Raw genomic sequence first — 21,454 nt, 5'->3', positions numbered from 1 at the left:
CGTGGTTCAGCCTACCGCCCGGCGGGGGCGATCCTCCTCGCGGCGAGCTCCGCGAGGAGGGCCGCTCCGTCCGCGACGACCCGGTCGTCGAAACGGGCGTGGGCGGAGTGGTTCATGGGGGCGGTCGCCGGGTTCAGGTCCGGGGGGCAGGCGCTCAGCCCGATGAAGCAGCCCGGGGCGGCCTGCAGGATGCGGGAGAAGTCCTCCGCCGCCGACAGCGGATGCTCCCAACGGACGTGCCGGTCGGCCCCGAACAGGTCGGCGACCACCCGGGCGACGTTCTCGGTCTCGGCGTCGTCGTTGACGGTCACGGGGTACTGCTCCACCCGTTCGTAGTCCACCTCGACGCCGTGGGCGGCGGCGATGCCGTGGAACAGCCGGGGCAGCAGGTCGGCCACCCGGGCGCGGGCCTCGTCGGAGAAGGCCCGGAAGGTGCCGTCGAACTCGGCGTGCTCCGGGATGACGTTGTGGGCGGTGCCCGCCGCGACCCGACCGACCGTCACCACCACCGGGTCGAACACGTCGAAACGACGCGTCACGACGTCGTGGGTGGCGGAGATCATCGCCGCCATCGGGGCCACCGGATCGGCGGCCCGCTGCGGGGCGGAGCCGTGGCCGCCGCGGCCGAGCACCTTCACCCGGAACTCATCGGAGGAGGCCATGACGGTGCCGGGTTTGGTGGAGAACACCCCGCACGGATCCATCGCGGACCAGACGTGGATCGCCCAGGCCGCGACCGGTCGGCGTCCGGCCACGTCGAGGAGCCCCTCCTCCAACATGTATCGGCAGCCGTCGACCCCCTCCTCGCCGGGCTGGAACTGGAAGATGACATCGCCCGCGAGCCGGTCCCGGTGCTCACACAGCGCCCGGACCGCGCCGACGAGCAGCGCCATGTGGAGATCGTGGCCGCAGGCGTGCATGTTGCCGTTGGTGGCGGCGAAGGGCTCGCCGGACAGCTCCCGCACCGGGAGGGCGTCCATGTCGCCACGGAGGAGGACAACGGGGCGTTCCCCGTCGCCCGGGGCGGTGCCGCGCAGGACCGCGACGATGCTGCTCACCTTCCTCCCGAGGGTGATCTCCAGGGGGAGACCCTCCAGCGCGGCCAGGATCCTGGCCTGGGTCCGAGGAAGCTGGAGCCCCACCTCCGGGATCTGGTGGAGATCACGGCGCAGAGCGATCAGCTCCTCCTCGATGTCTGCAAGGAAATCACGAATGCTCACAGGTGAAGTCTGGCACCCATCATGAAATCGGCCACATCGACTTCCCCCGTCATCGGTACGTCGCCCCGCCGGGTCGAGGGGGCAAGGCCTTACAATGTCCCCATGGAATCCCCGCCTGAGCCCTACGTTGTGCTCCGGCAGTCAGCACTGATGCTGAATTGTGCCGATCTGGAGCCGGCCCTGCACGACATCCGCATGGCCCTCGACCCATCGGCCGCGGACGGGGTGCCCGCTCACCTGAACCTGCTCTACCCCTTCACCACCAGGTTGTCGGTGGAGCAGGACGATCAGCTCAACCAGGTGCTGCGGGATTTCGGGAGATTCCAGCTGGAGTTCTCGACCACCGCGTGGTTCGGTACGGATTCCGTCTACCTGCCACCCACGGACCCGGTGATCCTCAACAATCTGGTGACCCGCATCCGTGACCTCTTCCCGGATCATCCCGCCTTCGGGGCCGTCCCGGAACGGGCGATCCCACACGTCACGATCGGCAAGCGTGCCCCGCTCGAGGCCCTCAAGGCCGCGGAGGTGCGGGTGCTCAAGCACCTGCCCATCGTCCAACGCTGCACGACGGTGGAGCTGTGGTCCGGGCCACCGCCCGGCACCGGCGCGTGGCGACGGCACCGCACCTACGCGCTCGGTTCCTGACGGCGACACACGAAACGGGTGGTGCCCCGGTCTCCCGGAACACCACCCGTCGTGACGTCGTCAGGCCTTCATGGAGCCGGTCTCGAGGAACCGGATGTGCCAGTTGAGCGCCGAGGCCAGGTCGTGCGGGGTGTGTTGACCGTTGGCCTTCGTGGCGGCGAGCTTGACGTACTCGCGCAGCGGCTCCTTGAAGTCCGGGTGCGCGCAGTTCTCGATGATGACGTTCGCGCGCTGGCGCGGGGCGAGCCCCCGCAGGTCGGCGAGACCCTGCTCGGTGATGATGACGTCGACATCGTGCTCCGTGTGGTCGACGTGGCTCACCATCGGGACGATGGCCGAGATGGCGCCGCCCTTGGCCGTCGACGGGGTGACGAAGGCGGCGAAGTAGCCGTTGCGGGTGAAATCGCCCGAGCCGCCGATGCCGTTCTGCATCCGCGAGCCCATGATGTGGGTGGAGTTCACGTTGCCGTAGATGTCGGCCTCGATCATGCCGTTGCAGGCGATGACACCCATGCGGCGGATGGCCTCGGGGTGGTTGGAGACGTCCTGCGGCCGCAGGATGATCTTCTTGGCGTAGTCGGCGGCGTTGTTGTTCATCTTCTCGGCGGCCTCGGGGGACAGCGAGAACGCGGTGGCGGAGGCGACGAGCAGCTTGCCGGAGTCCAGCAGGTCCACCATGCCGTCCTGGATCACCTCGGTGTAGGAGGTGAGGTTCTCGAACGGGCCCTCCAGCAGGCCGGCCAGCACCGCGTTGGCGATGTTGCCGACGCCGGACTGCAGCGGCAGGAGGTTCTCCGGCAGGCGGCCCTGCTTGACCTCGTTGCCGAGGAAGTCGAGCAGGTGGCCGGCGATGGCGAGGGAGTCGTCGTCGAGCGGCTTGAAGGGGGAGTTGCGGTCGGGCGCGTCGGTGACGATGATGCCGACGACCTTCTCCGGATCGACCTTCATGGTGAGCCCGCCGATGCGGTCACCGGCGTTGAGGATCGGCAGCGCCACCCGGTTCGGCGGCAGGGCGCCGATGGGGTAGTAGATGTCGTGCATGCCGTACAGCCCCTCGGACTGCCACTCGTTGATCTCGATGATGACCTTGTCGGCGTGGTCGACGTAGGTGCGGTTCATGCCGACCGAGGAGGAGGGGACGATCTCGCCGTCCTCCGTGATGGCGGTGGCCTCGATCACGGCGAGGTGCAGCTTGCCGAGGAAGCCCTGGCTGACCTGCGGGCCGACGTGGGAGAGGTGGATGTCGGTGTAGTTCGAGATGCCCTTGTTGATGGCGGTGCGCATGTCGGGATCAGACTGGTACGGCTGCCGGTAGCCGATGCCGCCGGTCTTCGCCAGTGCACCGTCGAGCTCAGGGGCGGTCGACGCGCCGGTCCACACCCCGACCTTGAACTCCTCGCCCTTGTCGTGGGCCTGCGTGATGCGTTCGGCCAGGGCGCCCGGGAATGCCTTCGGGTAGCCCGACCCGGTGAAGCCGGAGAAACCGATGTTCCAGCCGTTCTCCACGATCGCGGCGGCGTCGGCAGCAGACATCACCTTGGAACGGAAACCCTCATTGCGAATCCGACCTGACATGTTCCCTCCTTGGAAAGTTTCGCGTGGCAGCAAGACTAGTGGCTCAACCATGGTGGCGGCATCCCGCCCCCTCGCCGTGCACCCTCCGTGTGATCCTTCAGTTCAGGGCGAGGGGGAGCACCGCGTCGAGGCGGGGGAAGGAGATCACCGCGTCGGCCTGCACGGCCGTGACCGGTTTGGCGCAGTACGCCACGCCCAGCCCGGCGGTGGCGAGCATCGCCAGGTCATTCGCGCCGTCGCCCACCGCCACCGTCAGTTCCAGTGGTAGCCCATGGGCGGCTGCGAAGGCGGTCAAGTCCCTGGCCTTCTGCCCGCGGTCGACGACGGTCCCGGTGACCTGTCCGGTGAGGTGCCCGTCGCGGACCTCCAGGTGATTCGCGTTGAAGAAGTCCAGCCCGAGCTCCTCCGCGAGCGGCCCGACGAGGCAGGTGAACCCACCGGAGGTGACCCCGACCCGCACGCCCGCGCCCTGCAACGTGGACACCAGGTCCCGCGCCCCCGGGGAGAGCGTCATCCTCGGCAGCACCTCGTCCATGACGGAGACGGGGACACCCGCCAGGGTGGCGACCCGTTGCCGCAGCGAGGCCTCGAAGTCGAGCTCGCCCCGCATGGCCTGCTCCGTGATGGCGGCGACCTTCCCCGCGGTCCCGGCATGCTCGGCGATGAGGTCGATGGCCTCGGTGGTGGTGAGGGTCGAGTCGACATCACACATGACCAGCCGTGCGGGGGAGTCCGTCAGCGGACCGGTGATCACCCCGCCGGAGACGCCCTCGGCGAGGAGCGATGATCGCAGCCCCTCGGGATCCTCGGTGTCCATGTCGATCGTCGCCACCGCTCCGAAAGCGGCGTCCTCCCATTCGGCGTCGAAGGGGAGTGGGGTCGGATGGGGATGGAGGGCGACGACTCGGGCTCGCATGGGCATCGATGGTACCCGCGGTGGCGCTGCGGCGCAGGATCCCGGGGGGACCCGCACGGGAGCCGAAGGATGCCCAATCCTGTCATCCTTTTGGTCAAAGTGGTCGATTCCGGGGCCCGGAATGGCAACGTTGCCATTTGTGGGGGCGTCGTGAGTGGTAGACATTCCTCAGCATTCGAGGAATGCGACGGTCGGCGGCACGCCGGGGTGCACGGCCGGGAGGAATCGAGCCCCGGACGAAGGCGGCGATGATGCGCACAACGGGACATCGACGGGGTCTGGGTGGTTGACATGGCCAAGGGAGCCCGGGTCCGTGAACAGGCGAGAGTGGTCAGGGAGCCACTCAGTGACAAAGCCCTCCAAGGTGGCCTCGTGGTCATCCTCCTCATCTTCGCCGTGTCCATCATCTACCCGCTTGTCTACGTTGTCAGCGCATCCCTGTCCGATGCCAGCGCCGTGCGCTCCGGCGAGGTCGTGCTCTTCCCCGTCGGCTTCGGTTTCGAGGCCTACCAGGCGTTGTTCGACTCCCCGGTGCTGCTACGCAGCTTCCTCAACTCGCTCGGATACTCGGGCGCGGTCATCCTGCTCGGCACCTCGATCACCATGGCCGCCGGATACGCCCTGTCCCGGAAGGATCTGCCGTTCCGCAGGGTCCTGACCTTCCTCATCATGCTGACGATGCTGTTCAGCGGCGGCATGATCCCCACCTACCTGCTCGTGCAGAGCTTGGGGTTGCTCAACACCCCGTGGGCGATGGTGCTCCCCGCCGCGGTGAGCGTGTGGCAGCTCATCATCACCAAGGCATTCTTCGAGACGACCATCCCGCACGAACTCCTGGAGAGTTCACGCATGGACGGGGCCAACGACTTCACCTTCTTCTTCCGCATCGCCCTGCCCCTGTCCATCCCGATCCTCGCGGTCAACATGCTGCTCTACGGCGTCTCGACGTGGAACGCCTACTTCAACGGCCTCATCTACCTCACCGATGAGTCGCTCTACCCGATGCAGCTGGCCATGAGGAACATCCTGGTCCAGAACACCTTCGACGCCACCAAGCTTGCCGAGGCCGATCCCCAGAAGATCGCCCAGATGCAGGAGGTCGCCGCGAAGCTGAAGTTCGCACTCATCGTCGTCTCCAGCATCCCGCCCCTCATCGCCTACCCATTCGTCCAGAAACACTTCGTCAAGGGCATGATGCTCGGATCGGTCAAGGGGTGACGACCATGGATCAGGAACTCGCGCAGCTCAACACCCGCAAGGTGCCGTTGTGGCGCAAGGTCACTCGCGCCTGGCAGCTCTACGTGCTGCTCCTGCCCGCCCTGTTGTGGCTCATCATCTTCCAGTACATCCCCATGTACGGGGTGCAGATCGCCTTCCGTGACTTCACCCCCCTCACGGGCATCGCGGGCGGCGAATGGGTCGGTTTCAAGCACTTCGAGAGGTTCTTCGCCAGCAACAACTTCTGGCCCCTGCTGTGGAACACACTGTCGCTGGCACTCTACGAACTCATCGCGGCCTTCCCGGTGCCCATCATCCTGGCGCTGGCCCTCAACGCGCTGCGCCACAAGTACTTCAGCCGTTCCATCCAGCTCATCACCTACGCGCCGAACTTCCTGTCCGTCGTGGTCGTCGTCGGCATCGTCATGATGCTGCTCGACCCGAGCACGGGTGTGGTGCCGAAGGTCCTTTCCTCGATGGGGATGGAGCCCTCATCCTTCCTCACCGACCCGGGCTGGTTCCGGCACATCTACGTGTGGTCCGGGGTGTGGCAGACCGCCGGCTTCTCGGCGATCATGTACCTGGCCGCCCTGTCCAGCGTGCCCCCCGAGTACCACGAGGCGGCGAAGGTCGACGGCGCATCGCTGTTCCGTCGCATCATCCACATCGACCTGCCCTCCATCATGCCGATCGCGGTGATCCTGCTCATCCTCAGCACGGGCAACATCCTGTCCGTCGGATTCGAGAAGGTCCTGCTCCTCCAGAACCCCCTCAACCTGGGCGTCTCCCAGGTCATCGACACCTACGTCTACGAGGTTGGTCTGAAGTCCCCGATCCCCCAGTACAGCTACTCGACCGCCATCGGACTCTTCAAGAGCGTCATCGGTCTCGTGCTGTTGTTGTCCGTCAACTGGTTCGCGAAGCGGACCACCCGAAGTGGCCTGTTCTGAGGGGCCAACACACCGAAAGGGAAGACACATGTCCATGTTCCAGCGATTCTCCAGGCGAGCCCTCCTCACCGGTGCGGGTGGCGTCGCGGCTGCGGCCGTCGCCGGCTGCGGCGGTGGTGGGAAGAATGCCAACGGTGGCGGTGGTGCCGGTTCTTCAGGCGGCGGCTCCAACTACAAGCCCGGCACCGCCAGCCTGAAGGTCGAACTCGGCAAGGAGATCGAGGGGGTCCTCTACCCGGAGGGCTACATCGGCCCGAAGGCGCGGGAGTTCAAGCCCTTCTCCGACGGTTCGACGAACTTCCGCATCGTCGGTCGACAGTTCCCCGATTTCGACCTCGCCACGAACGCCTTCTCCAAGCACCTTGAGGAGGCCACCGGGATGAAGGTCACCTACGAGGCGATCCCCCCGGGTGACGACGGTGCCCCCAAGCTCAACGCCATGATCACCTCCGGGGATCTGCCGGATGCCTTCATGACCGGGCCGCGGTGGATGGGCGGGTTCTCCCGCTCCCAGCTGTGGGCCTACGGCAAGCAGGGTCTGTTCATGGATCTCAACCAGCTCGTCGACGAGTACATGCCCGAGGCGTTGGAGATGTTCAAGACCAACCCGAAGCTGCGGGAGGTCATGACCACCCCCGACGGGACCCTGTACGCGATCCCGGCGGCCAACCAGTGCTACCACTGTGCCTCGGCGGCGCACCGCACCTGGATCCACACCCCCATCGCCGAGGAGTTCGGCGTCGCAGCGACCAATGGCGTCAACACGATCGACGAGTTCGAGAAGCTGCTCCGTGACATCAAGGCCGCCCATCCGGAGATGACCCCGCTCAGCGGGCACCAGGACCTGCCGCCCATCGCGCTGGTGTGCGCCGCGTTCCTCAACCTCGGCATCGACCATCTGCGTCGTGAGGGTGGCAAGCCCGTCTACACGCCGCTGGACGAGAAGTTCCGCGAGGCGATGGCCTTCATGAACAAGCTGGTCAAGGACAAGCTCACCGATGAGGCGGCCTTCACCCAGACCAAGGACCAGCTCACCCGGCTCGCCATGGACCCGGCGGGCAGCAGGGTGGCCGTGGTCGCTGGCCAGTCGCAGGGTGATTTCGCCACGGTCGATCTCACCGATCCCGCATCCCGGCACCGCGAGTTCATCCCCTTCAAGCCGTTCACCGGGCCCGATGGCAAGGCGACGGTGGGCTGGTCCTACGACCCGGGTGCGGTGGTTGGCCTCATCATCCCGTCGAAGGCCCAGAAGCCGGAGGAGATCGCCCAGTGGGCGGACTACCAGCTCGGTCTCGTCTCCACCCTCAACATGAGGCTCGGCCCGAACAACAACTGGGCCTGGGCCACGGAGGGGGAGAAGGGCATCGACGAGCGCCAGGCCATCTACAAGGTCACCGAACCTGCACCGAAGAACGGCAACTGGTGGGAGTGGTGCACCTACAACCTGGTGCTCGACGTGCGCCATGGCGAGGCCGTCGACGACGCGTCCTCCATCGAACCGTCGCTCTACCGTGCGGGCAAGATGTACGAGCCCTTCGCGATGAAGGAGGACGAGTTCTTCATGGAGCCCTTCTTCGACGAGACCCAGGCCGCCGAGGTCGGTGAGCTGCGCACCAACATCGACAACGCCTTCAAGCAGGGCATGACGAACCTGGCGCTCGGCAAGCTGGACCCCGAGAAGGACGCGGACTGGGAGAGCTACAAGACCTCCGTCAAGGCAGCCGGGGTGGATCGCTACCTCGAGATCCTCGAAGCAGCGGACAAGGCCTGATGCCATGAGCGTTCCCTCTCCGACACCCGAGCAACTCGCCTGGCAGCGGATGCGACTCGGCATGTTCCTCCACTTCGGTGTCAACACCTTCTTCGGGGCCGAGTGGAGCGACGGCACCCTGCCCGCCGAGGCATTTGACCCGAAGGAACTCGACGCCGACCAGTGGGCCGATGTCGCGGCCTCGATGGGAGCCCGGTACGCCGTGCTCACGGCGAAGCACCACGACGGGTTCTGCCTGTGGCCGACGGCCACCACCGAGTACTCGGTGGCGTCATCGCCCTGGCGGGACGGCCGCGGTGACGTCGTCGGCGAGTTCGTCTCGGCCTTCCGTCGGAGAGGGATCGCCGTGGGTCTGTACCTCTCGCCGTGGGATCGCAACGCGGCCTGCTACGAGGACGCCGCGGCCTACGACGACTTCTACTGCACCCAGCTGGAGGAACTCTGCACCCGCTACGGCGACCTGGTGGAGCTCTGGTTCGACGGAGCCGGATCCGATGGACGCGAGTACGACTGGGATCGGATCATGGCGGTCGTCCGGGAGCACCAGCCGGGAGCGATGGTGTTCAACATGGGTTCCCCCACCATCCGCTGGGTCGGCAACGAGGACGGGATGGCCTGTGACCCGGTGGAGTACGTCACCGATCTGCTGGACCTCAACAACTATGGTGACGTCACCATGGGGCAGGGAGCGGGCAGGTACCTGCCACCGGAGTGTGACGTCTCGCTGCGCCGGGGCTGGTTCTGGGCCGAGGAAGACCAGCCGAAGTCACTGAACCATCTGCTCGGCATCCACTACCGTTCGATCGGAATGGGTGCGGGGCTGCTGCTCAACGTGCCTCCGGATCGTCGCGGTCTGATCCCCGAGGAGGACGTCGCCCGGCTGCGGGAATGGCGCGACGAGCTGGACTCCCGGTTCGGTCATCCGGTCGAGGCACGGTTGGAGCGCGACGGCAAGGGCTGGCGGGCAGTGTTCCCCGAGGCCACCCGCCTCGATCACGTTGCCCTGGAGGAGGACTACTCGGACGGGCAGCGGATCACGCGACACCGGGTCCTCCTCGACGGTCGACTGCTCGCCGAGGGGCTGACCGTCGGTGAGCACCGACTTCACGCCTTCGCCCCAGCCGAGGTGACGGAGCTGGCCGTCGAGGTCGAGGGCGACGAGCCGCGGCTGGCACGGGTGCTCGGTTTCGACACCGGCGGCAGGGGCGCACCTGATCTGGAGTACATCGCCCCCACCGTCGAACCGGAGTCCATCAGCCGGCCCGATTGAGCACGACACGGATCTCCTCGGGGTCGCCGTTGCGGAGCACCCGCAGCACGACCTCCTGCCCCACCGCGTGCGTGCGGATGAGGGCGACGAGGGATTCCGTGCTGACGACGGGGGCGTCGTCGACGGCGGTGATGAGGTCACCCTGCTGCAGTCCTGACCTCGCCGCGGCGGAGTCGGGGGACACCTCCTCGACGCTCGCGCCGAGCTGGGTGCCCTCGACGCCGTCGCGGGCACTGATGCCCAACTGGGGATGCTGTGCGGCGCCGGTGGCGATGAGTTGGTCGACCACGTCGCGCACCTGCGAGACAGGGATGGCGAAACCGATGCCGATGTTGCCCGCCCGGTCGGCCCCCGAGGTCACCGTCGCGATGGAGCTCGTGATGCCGATGAGCCTCCCGGAGGCGTCGACGAGCGCGCCCCCGGAGTTGCCGGGGTTGATGGCTGCGTTGGTCTGGATGGCGGCGGTGACGACGAGGTCGCCACCGGAGTGGGCCGTTGGCTGCACCCCGACTGCCTTCGTGGTGACGGGCCGGTTGAGGGCCGAGATGATCCCGGTGGTGACGGTGTCGGCGAGGCCGAGGGGGTTGCCGACCGCCATGACCCCTTGGCCCACGACGAGGGAGGAGGAGTCCCCCCACGCGATGACGGACAGGGTCTCGGGTACCTCGTCGAGGCGGAGCACGGCGAGGTCGGTGGACGGGTCGGTGCCGACGACGCTCGCCGCATGGCTCCGGTCGCCGATGATGACGGCGATCCGGGCCCCCTGCCCCGCCCCGGAGACGACATGGTTGTTGGTGACGATGTGGCCTCCCGTGTCGATGATGACCCCTGAGCCCTGACCGGAGCCGGAGTTGCCCGACACCTGGATCGCGACGACGGCGTCCTGCACCGCGCGGGCGGTGGCCGCCCAGTCGGGCGAGTCGGCTGCTGCGTGGACGACGGAGGTGGAGGTGGCCGGGGCCGAGGCCGGGGCGACGGGGGCCAGGTGTTGGTTCACCGCCAGGGCGGCCCCGCCACCGATCCCGGCGGAGACGAGGGCGAGGGTGAGGGCGCCGATGGCGCTGATGCCCGGGCGCCGACGCGGCTGCGGTGGCATCGGCTGGTGGGTGGGGATGTTCCAGGCCTGCGGGGTCCAGGTCGGGGGAGTGGTGGTCATCGAACTCTCCTTCGTGGGGTGTGATCCCGACTCAACCCGCGGTTGCTGTGGGTTTCCTGTGAGTCGGCCCCGCGTCGGCTGTGACCTGTCAGGGGTTGGTCACCGTCACCGTGTAGTGGCGGTCCTGGGCGACCACGCGGGTCGGGCCGAGCCGGGATCCCAGCTCCCGACGCCACGGCAGGTGGGAGTTGAACACGCACCAGAACTGGCCCCCCGGACGCAGCACCCGCGCGGCGTCGTCGAACATGGCCAGGGTCGGCTCGGACTCCTTCGCCACCCCCTGGTGGAACGGCGGGTTGGTCACGATGACGTCGAAACTGTGGTCGTCGTAGCCGCCCAGGCCATCACCCCAGTGGACGTCGATGTCGAGGCCGTTCGCCTCGGCGGTGGCGAAGGTCGCGGCCGTCGCGGCCCAGGACACGTCGACGGCGGTCATGCGGAGGCCCCGCGAGGCGAGGGTCGCGGCGATGACCCCGTTGCCCGATCCCAGGTCGAGGGCCGTGGTGCCCTCGACGTCGAGATGGTCCAGCAGCAGGCGGGTGCCGTCGTCGACGCGGTTGCCGTTGAACGTGGCGCCGTGCCCGGCGAGGGTGAGCCCGAGGTCGTCGTGGCGGCGCAGCTTCGGCCACGGGTTCGCCAGCTGGTTCGGGCCCCAGGCGCGCAGCACGCGACTCTTCGCGCGGCCCAGCGACGCGTTGACGGCGGTGAAGTGGCGGCCGAGGACCTCGTTCATGGAACGGTTCATGTGCTTGACGCGGGCTCCGGTGAGGAACATCACGTCCGTCGCGCCCTGGATCCAGCAGCAGTGTTCGTCGAGGGCGGCCAGCGACTTCGGCAGGTGCCCCCACGCGAGGTCGACCCCGGCCAGCTCGGTGGGGTGCCCGACGAGGAGTCCCTCGCCGAGGGCCTCGACCTGCTGGGCGTCGCGCAGGTCGTCGCAGAAGACGCGCACGTCGTCGGAGCGTTCGAGGGCGGCCGCCACCAGGCCGGGCGCGTCGATGACGGCCAGGGCGGTGGCGCGGGCGGGGGACTCGTCCAGGATGAGGGGATCGACGGGGTGCGACATGCGGGAATCCTCTCACAGCGGTGGGAGGTCGCCGAGCCAGCGTCGTGCCCCCGGGGTGGCGCTGAGAACGGTGCCCGTGACGGCGTCGCGGACCAGCAGGTCGCCCTCGGGGAGGAGGTCGACGCGGGGTCCGACGGGCTTCCCGGCGGGATCCCACTGCTGCGCTCCCCGCGGGGTGAGGGCGACGATCCGTTCCGGCTGCACCCAGTGGAGCTCCCTCGCCTCCCCGGCCCAGTCGTGTCGGCGGTGGCCGTCCTGGTCGAGGACCACGAGGCCGAACTCGTTGGCGGCGACGATGTGCCTCCCGTCGGGGCTCCAGGCGGCGCTGTTCGGGTGGGGGAGCGCGAGATCGGTCACCTCGAAGGAATCGACGTCGAGGATGCGCAGTCCCATGAACTCGCCGACGGCCAGCAGCCGCGTCCCGTCGGGGCTCCAGGCCAGGTCCGTGACGTCGCCGAGCGGCTCGAAGCGGTGCAGGAGCTGTTCGTCCCGCCACAGGCCCACCAGCCCCTCACCCTCCAGGCAGCCGCCGTGGTCGAGACAGGCGAGCCACCGACCATCCGGGCCGGGCAGTGCCTCGTCGACGGGGTGACCGTCAGGCGAGGCGGCGGGTTGCGGGTCGGAGGGAGTGTCCCCGGATGCGCTGAGGGCACCCGTGGCGAGATCCACCCGGAGCGGAGGATCCCCGATGACGAGGTGCTGCCCGGTCATCCTCAGTGGCCGCTCCTCGACGACGGCCCTGGCCAGCGGCACGGTGTGCCCCGTCGCCTCGGTCACGACGTGGAGCGTCCTCCCCTCCGGCACGAGACGACGCGTCCCGTCCGGGCTGGTGAGGTCAGGTGGGGTGATTCCGGGGTCGGTGGCGAGGCCGAGTGGGGTGCCGTCGAGGGCCCACCTGGTGAGGTCCTCGACGGAGTCGGCGATCAGCACATCGTCGGACTCCCAGAACACCCGCCAGTGCTCCGGCCCGGCGTGACGGCGGCGCGGTCCCCGTTCCCGCCGGACCTCGACGACCTGCTCGCCCGTCGCCGCGTCCCACACGAAGGCGCAGGCGATCCCGCCGACAGCGAGGTGGCGGCCATCCGGCGACCAGGCGGGCGCGTACTGATGCTCCGCGCCGGTCCCGAGCCGGTGCCGCAGCGCGCCGGTGCGGCCGTCGACCAGGTCGATGGGCTGACCGGGGGAGGTCAGCGCGATGAGGGTCCCGTCGGGGCTCCACTCGGCGGTGGTCCCGCGAGGGTGGGGGAGGTGGAACAGTTCCCGCATCGTCGCCGTGGCCCACACCCCGTCGCCCGCCAGCACCCGCTCGTCGTCGTGGCTGAGGGGGCGGCCGTGGACGTGGAAGCGGGCCTGTGGGAAGACCCGGAGCAGTGCCCCGGTGTTGGCGTCGTGGAGGAACAGGTCCCGGTTCCTTGCCAGCACACGATCACCGTCGCTCGTCCACCACAGGTACGTCCCATCGGTGGTCCACAGGTTCTCCCAGCCCCCGAGACCGGCGAGAATGCGTGGCTGGGTGGTCATGGGGACAGCATAGGCGGGAGGTCATAGGCTGGGGCCATGGACAAACGCCTGACCGACATCAGCAGGACCCTGTCCCACGCCCTCAGGCACGACCCCGGCAGCTATGGCCTCACCCTCGACGCGGAGGGCTGGGTCGATCTCGACGACATGGTGGCGGCGTTCCACCGGAAGCATCGCCGGGTGAGCCGCGCCGACATCGAGCAGGCCGTCTCGTCGGCCAGCAAGCAGCGGCACGAGATCCGTGACGGCCGGATCCGCGCCGTCTACGGGCACTCCGTCGCCACCCGCATCGAGCACACCCCGGCGAGGCTCCCGGAGGTCCTCTACCACGGCACCGCCCCGGCCAACCTGGGGTCGGTGTTCGCCGACGGGTTGCTCCCCATGGGGCGCCAGCAGGTCCACATGGCCACCGACGTCGAGATGGCGCGCGCCGTCGGCTCCCGCCACGCGCCCCATCCCGTCATCCTCCGCGTCGATGCGGCCGCCGCCCATGAGGCGGGCATCCGGTTCTACCCGGGGAGCGATCGCGTCTGGATGGCCGACACCATCCCTGCACGGTATCTCTCCGAGCTGTGAGGCAGGATCGTCACATGCGCACTCGAGAACTTCCCTCAGGGTGGTTTCGCACCGATGCCGTGCTGGCGGCGGCCATGGGGCTGTTGGGCTGCTTCCTGGCGTGGCTCGCACACCTGGTCCAGCGGGGAATCTTCGACACCCCCGTGTGGCTGCATGCCCTCGGCAGCCTCCTGCTGGCGGTGCCGCTGGTGTGGCGCCGTCGCTACCCGCTGTCCTCCGGAATCGTGGTGGCCATCGTCTACGGGATCGTGATCTCCACGATGGGCCTGGACCTCTACACCTCGCAGGTGGTGCTGTTCATGTCCTTCTACTCCATCGGGGCATGGTCGCTGCAGCGCCAACGAGCCGATCTCACCCGCATCCTCATCAGCGCCGGTATGGGGCTGTGGCTCATCGTCGGCTTCATCCTCAGGACCGTCCGGCAGCTGGAGGGGACCGCCACCGCCCTACCTGTGGGGGTGCTCCTCGCCGGGTTCACCCTCCAGGTGTCCCTCAACATCGCCTTCTTCACCGGTGCCTGGATCTTCGGGAACCGCGCCTGGACCCAGGCCGTGGAGCGGGAGGAGTTGGAACGGGCCAATGCCGCCATCCAGGACCTGAAGCAGGAACTCGTCGACTCCGCGATCGAGCAGGAGCGCCTCAGGATCGCGCGGGAACTCCACGACGTCGTCGCCCACCACATCACGACGATGTCCGTGCAGGCCGCCGCCGCGAGACGGCTCATCATGCGTGACCCCGAGACGGCAGCCACGGCTCTCAAACACATCGAGACCAGCGCCCGGCACGCTGTCGGGGAGCTCCGGACCATGGTGACGACCCTCAGATCCAACGACGGCGACACCTCCGCGCCACCGACCGCCACCGACCTTCCCGAGCTCATCGAGGCGGCCCGCAACAGCGGCCTCGACGTGGCCTTCGAGATCCTCGGCGACGTGCCCGAGGTGACTCCCGCCGTCGGACTGACCCTCTACCGCGTCGCCCAGGAGGGCCTCACCAATGCCGCCAAGCACGCAGGGCCGAGCGCCCACGTCGAGGTGAGGCTGCGTGGGCGTCCCGACCTGGTGGAGCTGGAGGTCTCGGACGACGGTCGCGGCACCCACACCGACGCCCCCGGCACCGGAACCGGGCTCATCGGGATGCGGGAACGTGTCGAGGCTGTCGGTGGCACCCTCACCACGGGCGCCAAGAACCGTGGTGGGTTCCGGGTGCGCGCCGAGATCCCGACGGGGGTGCCCGCATGATCCGGGTACTGCTGGTCGACGACCAGGCGCTCATCCGGATCGGGTTCAAGACCATCCTGGAATCCGAGCCGGGCATCGAGGTGGTGGGGGAGGCCGCGAACGGCGAGGAGGGCGTCGCCTTGGCCCAGGACCTCGATCCGGACGTGATCTGCATGGATGTGCAGATGCCGAAGCTGGACGGGATCGCCGCCACCCGAAGGCTCACGGAGCAGGGGTGCCGTGCCGCGATCCTCATCCTCACCACCTTCGATCGGGACGACTTCCTGTTCGAGACCCTGCAGGCGGGGGCGTCGGGATTTCTGTTGAAGACCGCCGAGGCGGAGAAGCTCATCGAGGCCGTCCAGGTGCTCGGCCGGGGCGAGGCACTGCTCGCGCCCGAGGTGACCCGTCGGGTCATCGGAAGGTTCACGGCGACCTCAGCCCCCGTCGACGCGAAGGTGGACGTCCTGACCGAACGGGAGATCGACACCCTGCGCTGCCTGGCCCGGGGGCTCAGCAATGCCGAGATCGCGGCGGAGCTGTACGTCAGCGCCGAGACGGTGAAGACCCACGTCTCCAACATCCTCGCGAAACTGGGGTTGCGGGACCGGATCAACGCGGTGATCTGGGCCTTCGAGCACGGGCTGGTGCCCAGGTCCTGACCGTCCATCCCCCGGCTCGGGTCGGGGAGTCCCCCGTGCGGGGGAGAGCCGATTTCACCCCCGTGCGGGATGTGCGGTGAGAGGGCGTCGCCGTAGCGTTGAGGGCATGATCAGCGTACGGAACATCCACCGGTTCTTCGGTGAGAAGCACGTCCTCAAGGATGTCAGCTTCGACATCCATCCCGGCCTCATGACTGGCTTCGTCGGCGGCAACGGCGCGGGCAAGACCACGACGATGCGAATCATCCTCGGGGTACTCGCTGCCCAGAACGGGCACGTCCTCGCCGACGGTGTGCCCATCACGCCCGAGCACCGGGCCGCGATCGGATACATGCCGGAGGAGCGGGGGCTGTACCCCAAGATGAAGATCATCGACCAGCTGGTCTACCTCGCCCAGCTGCACGGGGTCGAGGCGCAGCAGGCGAAGCGGTACGGCCTTGAGCTGCTGGAGCGGCTGCAGCTCAAGGGCAAGCCGACCGACACGCTGGAGTCGCTGTCGCTGGGCAACCAGCAGCGGGTGCAGATCGCGGCGGCCCTCATCCACCGGCCCTCCGCCCTGATCCTCGATGAGCCGTTCTCCGGGCTCGATCCGGAGTCCGTCGAGATCACCGTCCAGGTGCTGCGGGAGTTCGCCGCCACGGGCGCGCCGGTGCTGTTCTCGTCGCACCAGCTGGACGTCGTTGAGCGGCTGTGTGACCGACTGGTCATCATCCGTGACGGGGAGATTCGTGCCGACGGCACCCGCACCGAGTTGCAGGCCGCCAACGCCACCAACGAGTGGGAGCTTGAGAGCAGCGTCGACACCGGGTGGGTGCGGGAGACCGGCGTCGAGGTCATCGATGTCGATGGCCGCTACGTCTGCTTCCGGACCCCTGATCCGGGCGTCGCGAATTCCATCCTGGCCCAGGCGCTCCAGCGCGGCACCGTCACCCGGTTCCAGCCCGTGGTCCGCAGCCTGCACGAGATCTACAAGGAGATGTCGAAGTGAACACGCACACCCGTCCAAGTTTCTGGTCCACCGTCGGTATCGTCGCGCAGCGCGAGATCAAGGTGCGTTTCCTGTCCAAGGCGTTCATCGTCTCCACGCTTGTCACGCTGGTGATCATCATGGCCGTCGTCGTGCTTGCCCCCCGCTTGGGGGAGTTCTTCGCCGGTGGGGCGTCCAGTGTTGCCACGACGTCGGAGCACGTCGAGATGGTGCACAGGATTCCGGGTGCCGAGCTGGTCCAGGTCACTGATGAGGCGGCGGCCCGGCAGGCGGTCCTGGATGAGACGGCTGAGGCGGCGCTCGTCTCGGACCCGTCCAGCCCGCTCGGCATCAAGGTTTTGAGCCTGCGCGACGTGCCGACGGGTCTGATGCAGAGTCTGTCGGTGGCCCCTCGGGTGGAATTGCTGGACCCGAACGCACAGAACCCGGCGTTCCAGTACCTCTTGTCGGCCGCGTTCGGAGCGGTGTGGATGATGGCTGGCATCACGTTCGGCATGAGCATCGCCCAGTCCGTGGTGGAGGAGAAGCAGACCCGCATCGTTGAGATCCTGCTGGCCAGTGTGACCTCCAGGGCGCTGCTCACCGGCAAGATCATCGGCAACAGCGTCGCAGCGCTGGTTCAGATCACACTCATCGTGGCCACGGTGCTGCTGGGGTTCGCCATCAACGGTGATTCCTTGCCGGTGGGTGAGCTGCTGGTCCCGATCCTGGTCTTCGTGCCGTTGTTCCTCATCGGCTTCGTCATGATCGCGTCGATGTACGCAGCGGCTGCCGCTCTGGTGTCGCGGGCTGAGGACCTCAACAGTGTGGTGCAGCCGATGATGTGGATCGTCATGCTTCCCTACTTCGCGGTGGTCTTCGGGAACTCCAACCAGTCGTTGATGACCGCGATGAGCTACATCCCGTTCAGTTCTCCGGTCGCGGTGCCCATCCAGCTGTTCCTGGGACGGATGGAGTGGTGGCAGGTGGGAGTCTCTGTGGCGCTGCTCATCGTGACCACCGTCCTGGTGATCCTGTTGGCCTCCCGGGTCTACGACCGGGGCCTGCTGCAGACGGGCAAGCCCATGAAGTGGCGGGAAGCCCTGGCCAAGGCCGAGTGAACCACCCAGTCAGCAACCGGCCGGGTCCCACGGGACCCGGCCGGTTCAGGTTCCCGTCCCGCTGCTTTTCCGCTGGTCGAGCTTTCTCCGCTGGTCGAGCCGAGGCCGGAGGCCTCGTGTCGAGACCTCTGGAGGGGTTCCTGCAAATCCTCACGGGGTCTCGACACGGGCCCCTCCACTTCGTTTCGGGTCCCGGCTCGACCAGCGGGGGAAGGGGACCATCAGCCGGGGGAAGAATGACCAGCACTCGGGCGACATGCGCGCCCGGGTCGGTACTTCTCCGCTGGTCGAGCCGAGGCCGCAGGCCTCGTGTCGAGACCTCCGCAACGGTCTCTGCGAACTCTCACCGGGTCTCGACACGGGGCCCTTCACTGCGTTTCGGGACCCGGCTCGACCAACGGAGAACGGGAGAACCGGCGACGGGCAGCACGGGCGCCCGGGTCGCTGCTTTTCCGCTGGTCGAGCCGCGAAGCGAAGCGAGCGTGTCGAGACCTCCGCGACAGTTCCAGCGAGCCGTCGCCGGGTCTCGACTATCGGGCGCGCTGCGCCCTCAGCTCGACCAGCGGGAGGAGAGGAGCCCTCAGTTCGACCAGCGGGGTGGGAAGAGGGTGTTCAGTACAGGGAGTATTGGACCCATTCCCAGGCCTCGGATTCCACTGGCCTGGTCTCTGGGGGTTCGGGCGGATCAAGCCATGGCGGGGGTGGTTCCTCCACCCTGGGTTCTGGTTCCGGAGTTCGGAGACACATTGTGCCGCCGGTGGCATGCACCAGATACTCAAACCCTGCCGGAGAGCGCCAGTGGAACCAGCCGGGGGCTGGTTGGGTGAGTGTCCAGCCGCCGAAGGTCTTTGCCCGATGTGACCTACGCGCCAGCGGGGCGAGGTTGCCCCACCGGGTCTGACCCGATTCGCCGTCCCGGTACGGGATCGTGTGATCCAGATCACACGCCCTGGAGGTGCGGGCAGCGTAGGGGAACACATCGACTGGCATCAATGCCGTGACTGCCATCCGCAACCCGACCGACGGATCATGAAGATCCTCGGGTGCGTGCCGAAGGGGATCAAAGATCGGCCGGACCGTCACGCGGGAGTCCTTCAAGAACTCCGGCAACCGGCTGGTGAGGAACGCGCCCCACCGCTCCACCTCAGCAACCCCGGAGGATTCATTGTCGGGATTGAGGGCGGGGTCGTCGGCGTTGATGTGGACGAACACTGTGGCCTGGGGCAGCATGTCCTGCCCGCCCGCCTGGCGGGCCAATACCCCGACGGCGGCGGCGCGACGCTGCCGCAGATCCCCCGCCTCGCTGGGGAGGGTTTTCGCAACCTCAGTCAGGGCGTGGTCGAAGTCGATCGCGTCGCGGGGATCCAACAGCCCATACAACGCGCAGTGGCCGTTCTTGACGGTATCGACTGCCACGTACCGGTTTTCCCGCTGCCGGGCCTCTCGTTCCCGGGCTGTGTTGGGGTCGGCGGCGATGATCCACGCCTCCAGGTTGCGGCGGATCCGCTGCCACGACCACAACCTCAACGCGACAGCAAGTTTCCGATCCAACCGTGAGGCTGCCTCAGCATTCAGGTGGGAGATGGCTGGTCGGTTCACCACCTCGGCGACCTGCCACCAGCGAAGATTCCCGGATAGGAAGGCCTCCCAGAGAGCGGGGAATCGGAACCGCACGTCCAGGACGGTTCCGATCCTCTCCAACGCCGCATCGGGGGAGATCTGGAGGATCCCGGCGAGTTCGTGGGCGAGGAACTCACCCACCGACGGAGTCCCATCCCCACCCGGCTCGAGGAACCCTTCCACAGCCTCCATCACCGCGTTGTCGTCGATCTCATAGAGTTCGGCTGCTTTCGCGATCCCGACCATGAGGGCCACCTCCGCCGCCCGAACATGGGCGTCGGCCTCGTGGATGGCCAGGTAGGCCTCGGTGAGGGTGGCGGGGAGTGGGTTCATGACCCCATTGTAATCGAATGAGTGTTCTAGCGCAAGGGGTTGGGAAGAACTTATCTCCGGTTTCCGTTGGTCGAGCCGGTCCCGGAACGAAGTGACAGGGGCCGTGTCGAGACCCGGTGAGGGTTCGCGGGGACTGTTGCGGAGGTCTCGACACGAGGCCTGCGGCCTCGGCTCGACCAGCGGAGGGAAGGGAGCCGGGCCCCACACGTGGCGTGGGTGGTCTCGACACGGACGGCTCGCGAGGCTCGCGGTCCGGCTCCCAACGGACAAGGAGCATCCCGACGGGACCCCCTAGGCTTGCCCCATGTATCGGAGTGTGGCGGTGGCGGGGTACCGCAGTCTGCGGGAGATCGTCGTCCCGCTCAGTCAGGTCACCGTCGTGACCGGGGCCAACGGGGCCGGGAAGTCGAGCCTTTATCGGGCCTTGCGGCTCCTGGCGGCCTGTGGGATGGGCGAGGTGATCGGGGCGCTCGCCCAGGAGGGCGGCCTCGGCTCGGCCCTGTGGGCCGGCGCCAGCCGAACGGGCCCCGTGTCGCTTCGACTCGGGGTCGGAGCTGACGGGTTCTCCTACCTCGTCGACCTCGGTCTGCCCCAGCACTCTCACCACAGTGCCTTCAACCGGGATCCGGAGATCAAACGTGAGGCCGTGTGGGGCGGCCCCGTCATGCGGAGATCCACCCTCGTCGCTGACCGCCGAAACGGCCACATCTCCCTGCACGACGTCGCCGGGGGTGAGCCGTCGTCGGTCCCCAGCCATGCGTCGATGCTGTTCGAGGCGCCGGAGCTGCGACCGCTGCGCGACGACCTCGCGTCGTGGCGGTTCTACGACTCGCTGCGCACCGACGCCGCCGCCCCGGCCAGGCGACCCCGGATCGGCACCCGCACCTGGACGCTCTCCAGTGACGGGGCGGACGTCGCCGCCGTGCTGCAGACCATCGTCGAACACGGCCGCACCGACCTCGACGCCCTCGTCGAAGACGCCTTCCCCGGCAGTCGCGTCGAGATCCAGGCGGACAACGGGGTGTTCGAGCTGACCATGACCCAGCCCGGGATGGTGCGCCCCCTGACCGCCGCCGAACTCTCCGACGGCACCCTGCGCCACCTCATGCTGCTGGCCGCCCTCCACGCGCCGCGCCGCCCACCCCTGATGGCCCTCAACGAGCCCGAGACCAGCCTCCACCCCAGCCTCATCCCGGCCCTGGGGCGGCTCATCGCCAGCGTCACCGACACCCAGGTCGTCGTCGTCACCCACTCCGAGGCCCTCATCGACGCGATCGCGGCGGCGGCCGCGGATCACGCCGTCGTCGAACTGGTCAAGGACCACGGCGAAACGTTGGTCAGCGGGCAGCAGCTGGGGGACCGGCCACCATGGAACTGGGGAGGTCGCTGACCCGACTCGCTGCGACAGGATTTCGCCTGCCTTGGGATGGAAATGCCTGCCTTGTTCGGAATTGCCTGTCTTAAGGCGTTATTCACGACCTTCTTCTCCGCTGGTCGAGCCGGACCGTGCGCGCCAGCGCGCCGTCCGTGTCGAGACCCCTGGCGCACGGTGCAGGAACTCGAGCTGAGCGGGAATCCCGCGGAGGTCTCGACACGGGCCCTCCGCAGGCTCCGGGCCCGGCTCGACCAACGGTGAAGAAGGCG

18 protein-coding genes are annotated in these 21,454 nt (G+C 68.0%); 11 read left to right on the top strand and 7 right to left on the bottom strand.

Going from position 1 to position 21,454, the window contains the following annotated elements; genetic code table 11:
- Nucleotides 1-11 precede the first annotated feature (11 nt).
- Nucleotides 12-1,220, bottom strand: coding sequence for a M20 metallopeptidase family protein (locus EII35_RS09605; protein ID WP_125228254.1), 1,209 nt, complete (start codon nt 1,218-1,220; stop codon nt 12-14).
- A gap of 102 nt (nt 1,221-1,322) precedes the next feature.
- Between EII35_RS09605 and EII35_RS09600 the strand changes: the two genes are divergently transcribed.
- The gene (locus tag EII35_RS09600; RefSeq protein ID WP_185744255.1) at nt 1,323-1,868 is read left to right on the top strand and encodes a 2'-5' RNA ligase family protein; all 546 of its coding nucleotides are present in this window, start codon (nt 1,323-1,325) and stop codon (nt 1,866-1,868) included.
- A 60-nt stretch (nt 1,869-1,928) separates the two neighbouring features.
- Here the strand turns inward: EII35_RS09600 and EII35_RS09595 are convergent, their stop codons facing one another.
- The gene (locus EII35_RS09595) at nt 1,929-3,443 is read right to left on the bottom strand and encodes an acetyl-CoA hydrolase/transferase family protein (protein WP_125228252.1); all 1,515 of its coding nucleotides are present in this window, start codon (nt 3,441-3,443) and stop codon (nt 1,929-1,931) included.
- Nucleotides 3,444-3,540: 97 nt separating this feature from the next.
- Nucleotides 3,541-4,359 (bottom strand): phosphoserine phosphatase SerB, encoded by an 819-nt coding sequence (serB, locus tag EII35_RS09590; RefSeq protein WP_125228251.1) that lies wholly within the window; start codon nt 4,357-4,359, stop codon nt 3,541-3,543.
- Between the two features lie 291 nt (nt 4,360-4,650).
- Between serB and EII35_RS09585 the strand changes: the two genes are divergently transcribed.
- The 4 genes from EII35_RS09585 to EII35_RS09570 are packed head-to-tail and all read left to right on the top strand — an operon-like array spanning nt 4,651 to nt 9,568.
- Entirely contained in the window at nt 4,651-5,577 is a 927-nt protein-coding gene (locus EII35_RS09585; RefSeq protein ID WP_125228250.1) for a carbohydrate ABC transporter permease, read from the top strand.
- A gap of 5 nt (nt 5,578-5,582) precedes the next feature.
- Nucleotides 5,583-6,527: an ABC transporter permease gene (locus EII35_RS09580; RefSeq protein ID WP_125228249.1), complete on the top strand. Its 945-nt coding sequence runs from the start codon at nt 5,583-5,585 to the stop codon at nt 6,525-6,527.
- 28 nt (nt 6,528-6,555) lie between these two features.
- Nucleotides 6,556-8,298, top strand: a complete 1,743-nt coding sequence (locus EII35_RS09575) for an extracellular solute-binding protein (protein ID WP_185744254.1) — start codon at nt 6,556-6,558, stop codon at nt 8,296-8,298.
- Between the two features lie 4 nt (nt 8,299-8,302).
- Nucleotides 8,303-9,568: an alpha-L-fucosidase gene (locus EII35_RS09570; protein ID WP_125228248.1), complete on the top strand. Its 1,266-nt coding sequence runs from the start codon at nt 8,303-8,305 to the stop codon at nt 9,566-9,568.
- On the opposite strand, the gene EII35_RS09565 is transcribed toward EII35_RS09570, so the two are convergent.
- The 3 genes from EII35_RS09565 to EII35_RS09555 form a co-directional block, all read right to left on the bottom strand.
- Nucleotides 9,552-10,724 carry a S1C family serine protease gene (locus tag EII35_RS09565; protein WP_125228247.1) on the bottom strand — a complete coding sequence of 391 codons (1,173 nt, stop codon included), beginning with the start codon at nt 10,722-10,724 and terminating at the stop codon, nt 9,552-9,554. The genes EII35_RS09570 and EII35_RS09565 overlap by 17 nt on opposite strands.
- Nucleotides 10,725-10,812: 88 nt before the next feature.
- Complete coding sequence (locus EII35_RS09560; protein WP_125228246.1) at nt 10,813-11,790, bottom strand: class I SAM-dependent methyltransferase; 978 nt, start codon at nt 11,788-11,790, stop codon at nt 10,813-10,815.
- A 12-nt stretch (nt 11,791-11,802) separates the two neighbouring features.
- Complete coding sequence (locus EII35_RS09555) at nt 11,803-13,311, bottom strand: WD40 repeat domain-containing protein (protein ID WP_125228245.1); 1,509 nt, start codon at nt 13,309-13,311, stop codon at nt 11,803-11,805.
- A gap of 36 nt (nt 13,312-13,347) precedes the next feature.
- On the opposite strand from EII35_RS09555, the gene EII35_RS09550 reads away from it, so the two are divergent.
- The 5 genes from EII35_RS09550 (at nt 13,348) to EII35_RS09530 (ending at nt 17,857) form a co-directional block, all read left to right on the top strand.
- Nucleotides 13,348-13,887, top strand: coding sequence for an RNA 2'-phosphotransferase (locus EII35_RS09550; RefSeq protein ID WP_125228244.1), 540 nt, complete (start codon nt 13,348-13,350; stop codon nt 13,885-13,887).
- A 14-nt stretch (nt 13,888-13,901) separates the two neighbouring features.
- Entirely contained in the window at nt 13,902-15,128 is a 1,227-nt protein-coding gene (locus EII35_RS09545; RefSeq protein WP_125228243.1) for a sensor histidine kinase, read from the top strand.
- Nucleotides 15,125-15,769 (top strand): response regulator, encoded by a 645-nt coding sequence (locus EII35_RS09540; protein WP_125228242.1) that lies wholly within the window; start codon nt 15,125-15,127, stop codon nt 15,767-15,769. The genes EII35_RS09545 and EII35_RS09540 overlap by 4 nt, the downstream gene beginning before the upstream one ends.
- A 106-nt stretch (nt 15,770-15,875) precedes the next feature.
- Nucleotides 15,876-16,757 carry an ABC transporter ATP-binding protein gene (locus EII35_RS09535; protein ID WP_125228241.1) on the top strand — a complete coding sequence of 294 codons (882 nt, stop codon included), beginning with the start codon at nt 15,876-15,878 and terminating at the stop codon, nt 16,755-16,757.
- Entirely contained in the window at nt 16,754-17,857 is a 1,104-nt protein-coding gene (locus EII35_RS09530) for an ABC transporter permease (RefSeq protein WP_125228240.1), read from the top strand. Before EII35_RS09535 ends, EII35_RS09530 begins: the two co-directional genes overlap by 4 nt.
- Nucleotides 17,858-18,469: 612 nt before the next feature.
- Here EII35_RS09530 and EII35_RS09525 read toward each other — a convergent pair.
- Entirely contained in the window at nt 18,470-19,810 is a 1,341-nt protein-coding gene (locus EII35_RS09525; RefSeq protein WP_125228239.1) for a DUF222 domain-containing protein, read from the bottom strand.
- A gap of 304 nt (nt 19,811-20,114) precedes the next feature.
- On the opposite strand from EII35_RS09525, the gene EII35_RS09520 reads away from it, so the two are divergent.
- Nucleotides 20,115-21,200, top strand: a complete 1,086-nt coding sequence (locus EII35_RS09520; protein ID WP_125228238.1) for an AAA family ATPase — start codon at nt 20,115-20,117, stop codon at nt 21,198-21,200.
- Nucleotides 21,201-21,454: the final 254 nt, after the last annotated feature.

Source organism: Arachnia propionica (assembly GCF_003932785.1).
GTDB lineage: Bacteria > Actinomycetota > Actinomycetes > Propionibacteriales > Propionibacteriaceae > Arachnia > Arachnia propionica_B.
Note: the sequence above shows the minus strand (reverse complement) of the source record. Positions and strands in the feature narration are given on the sequence as shown.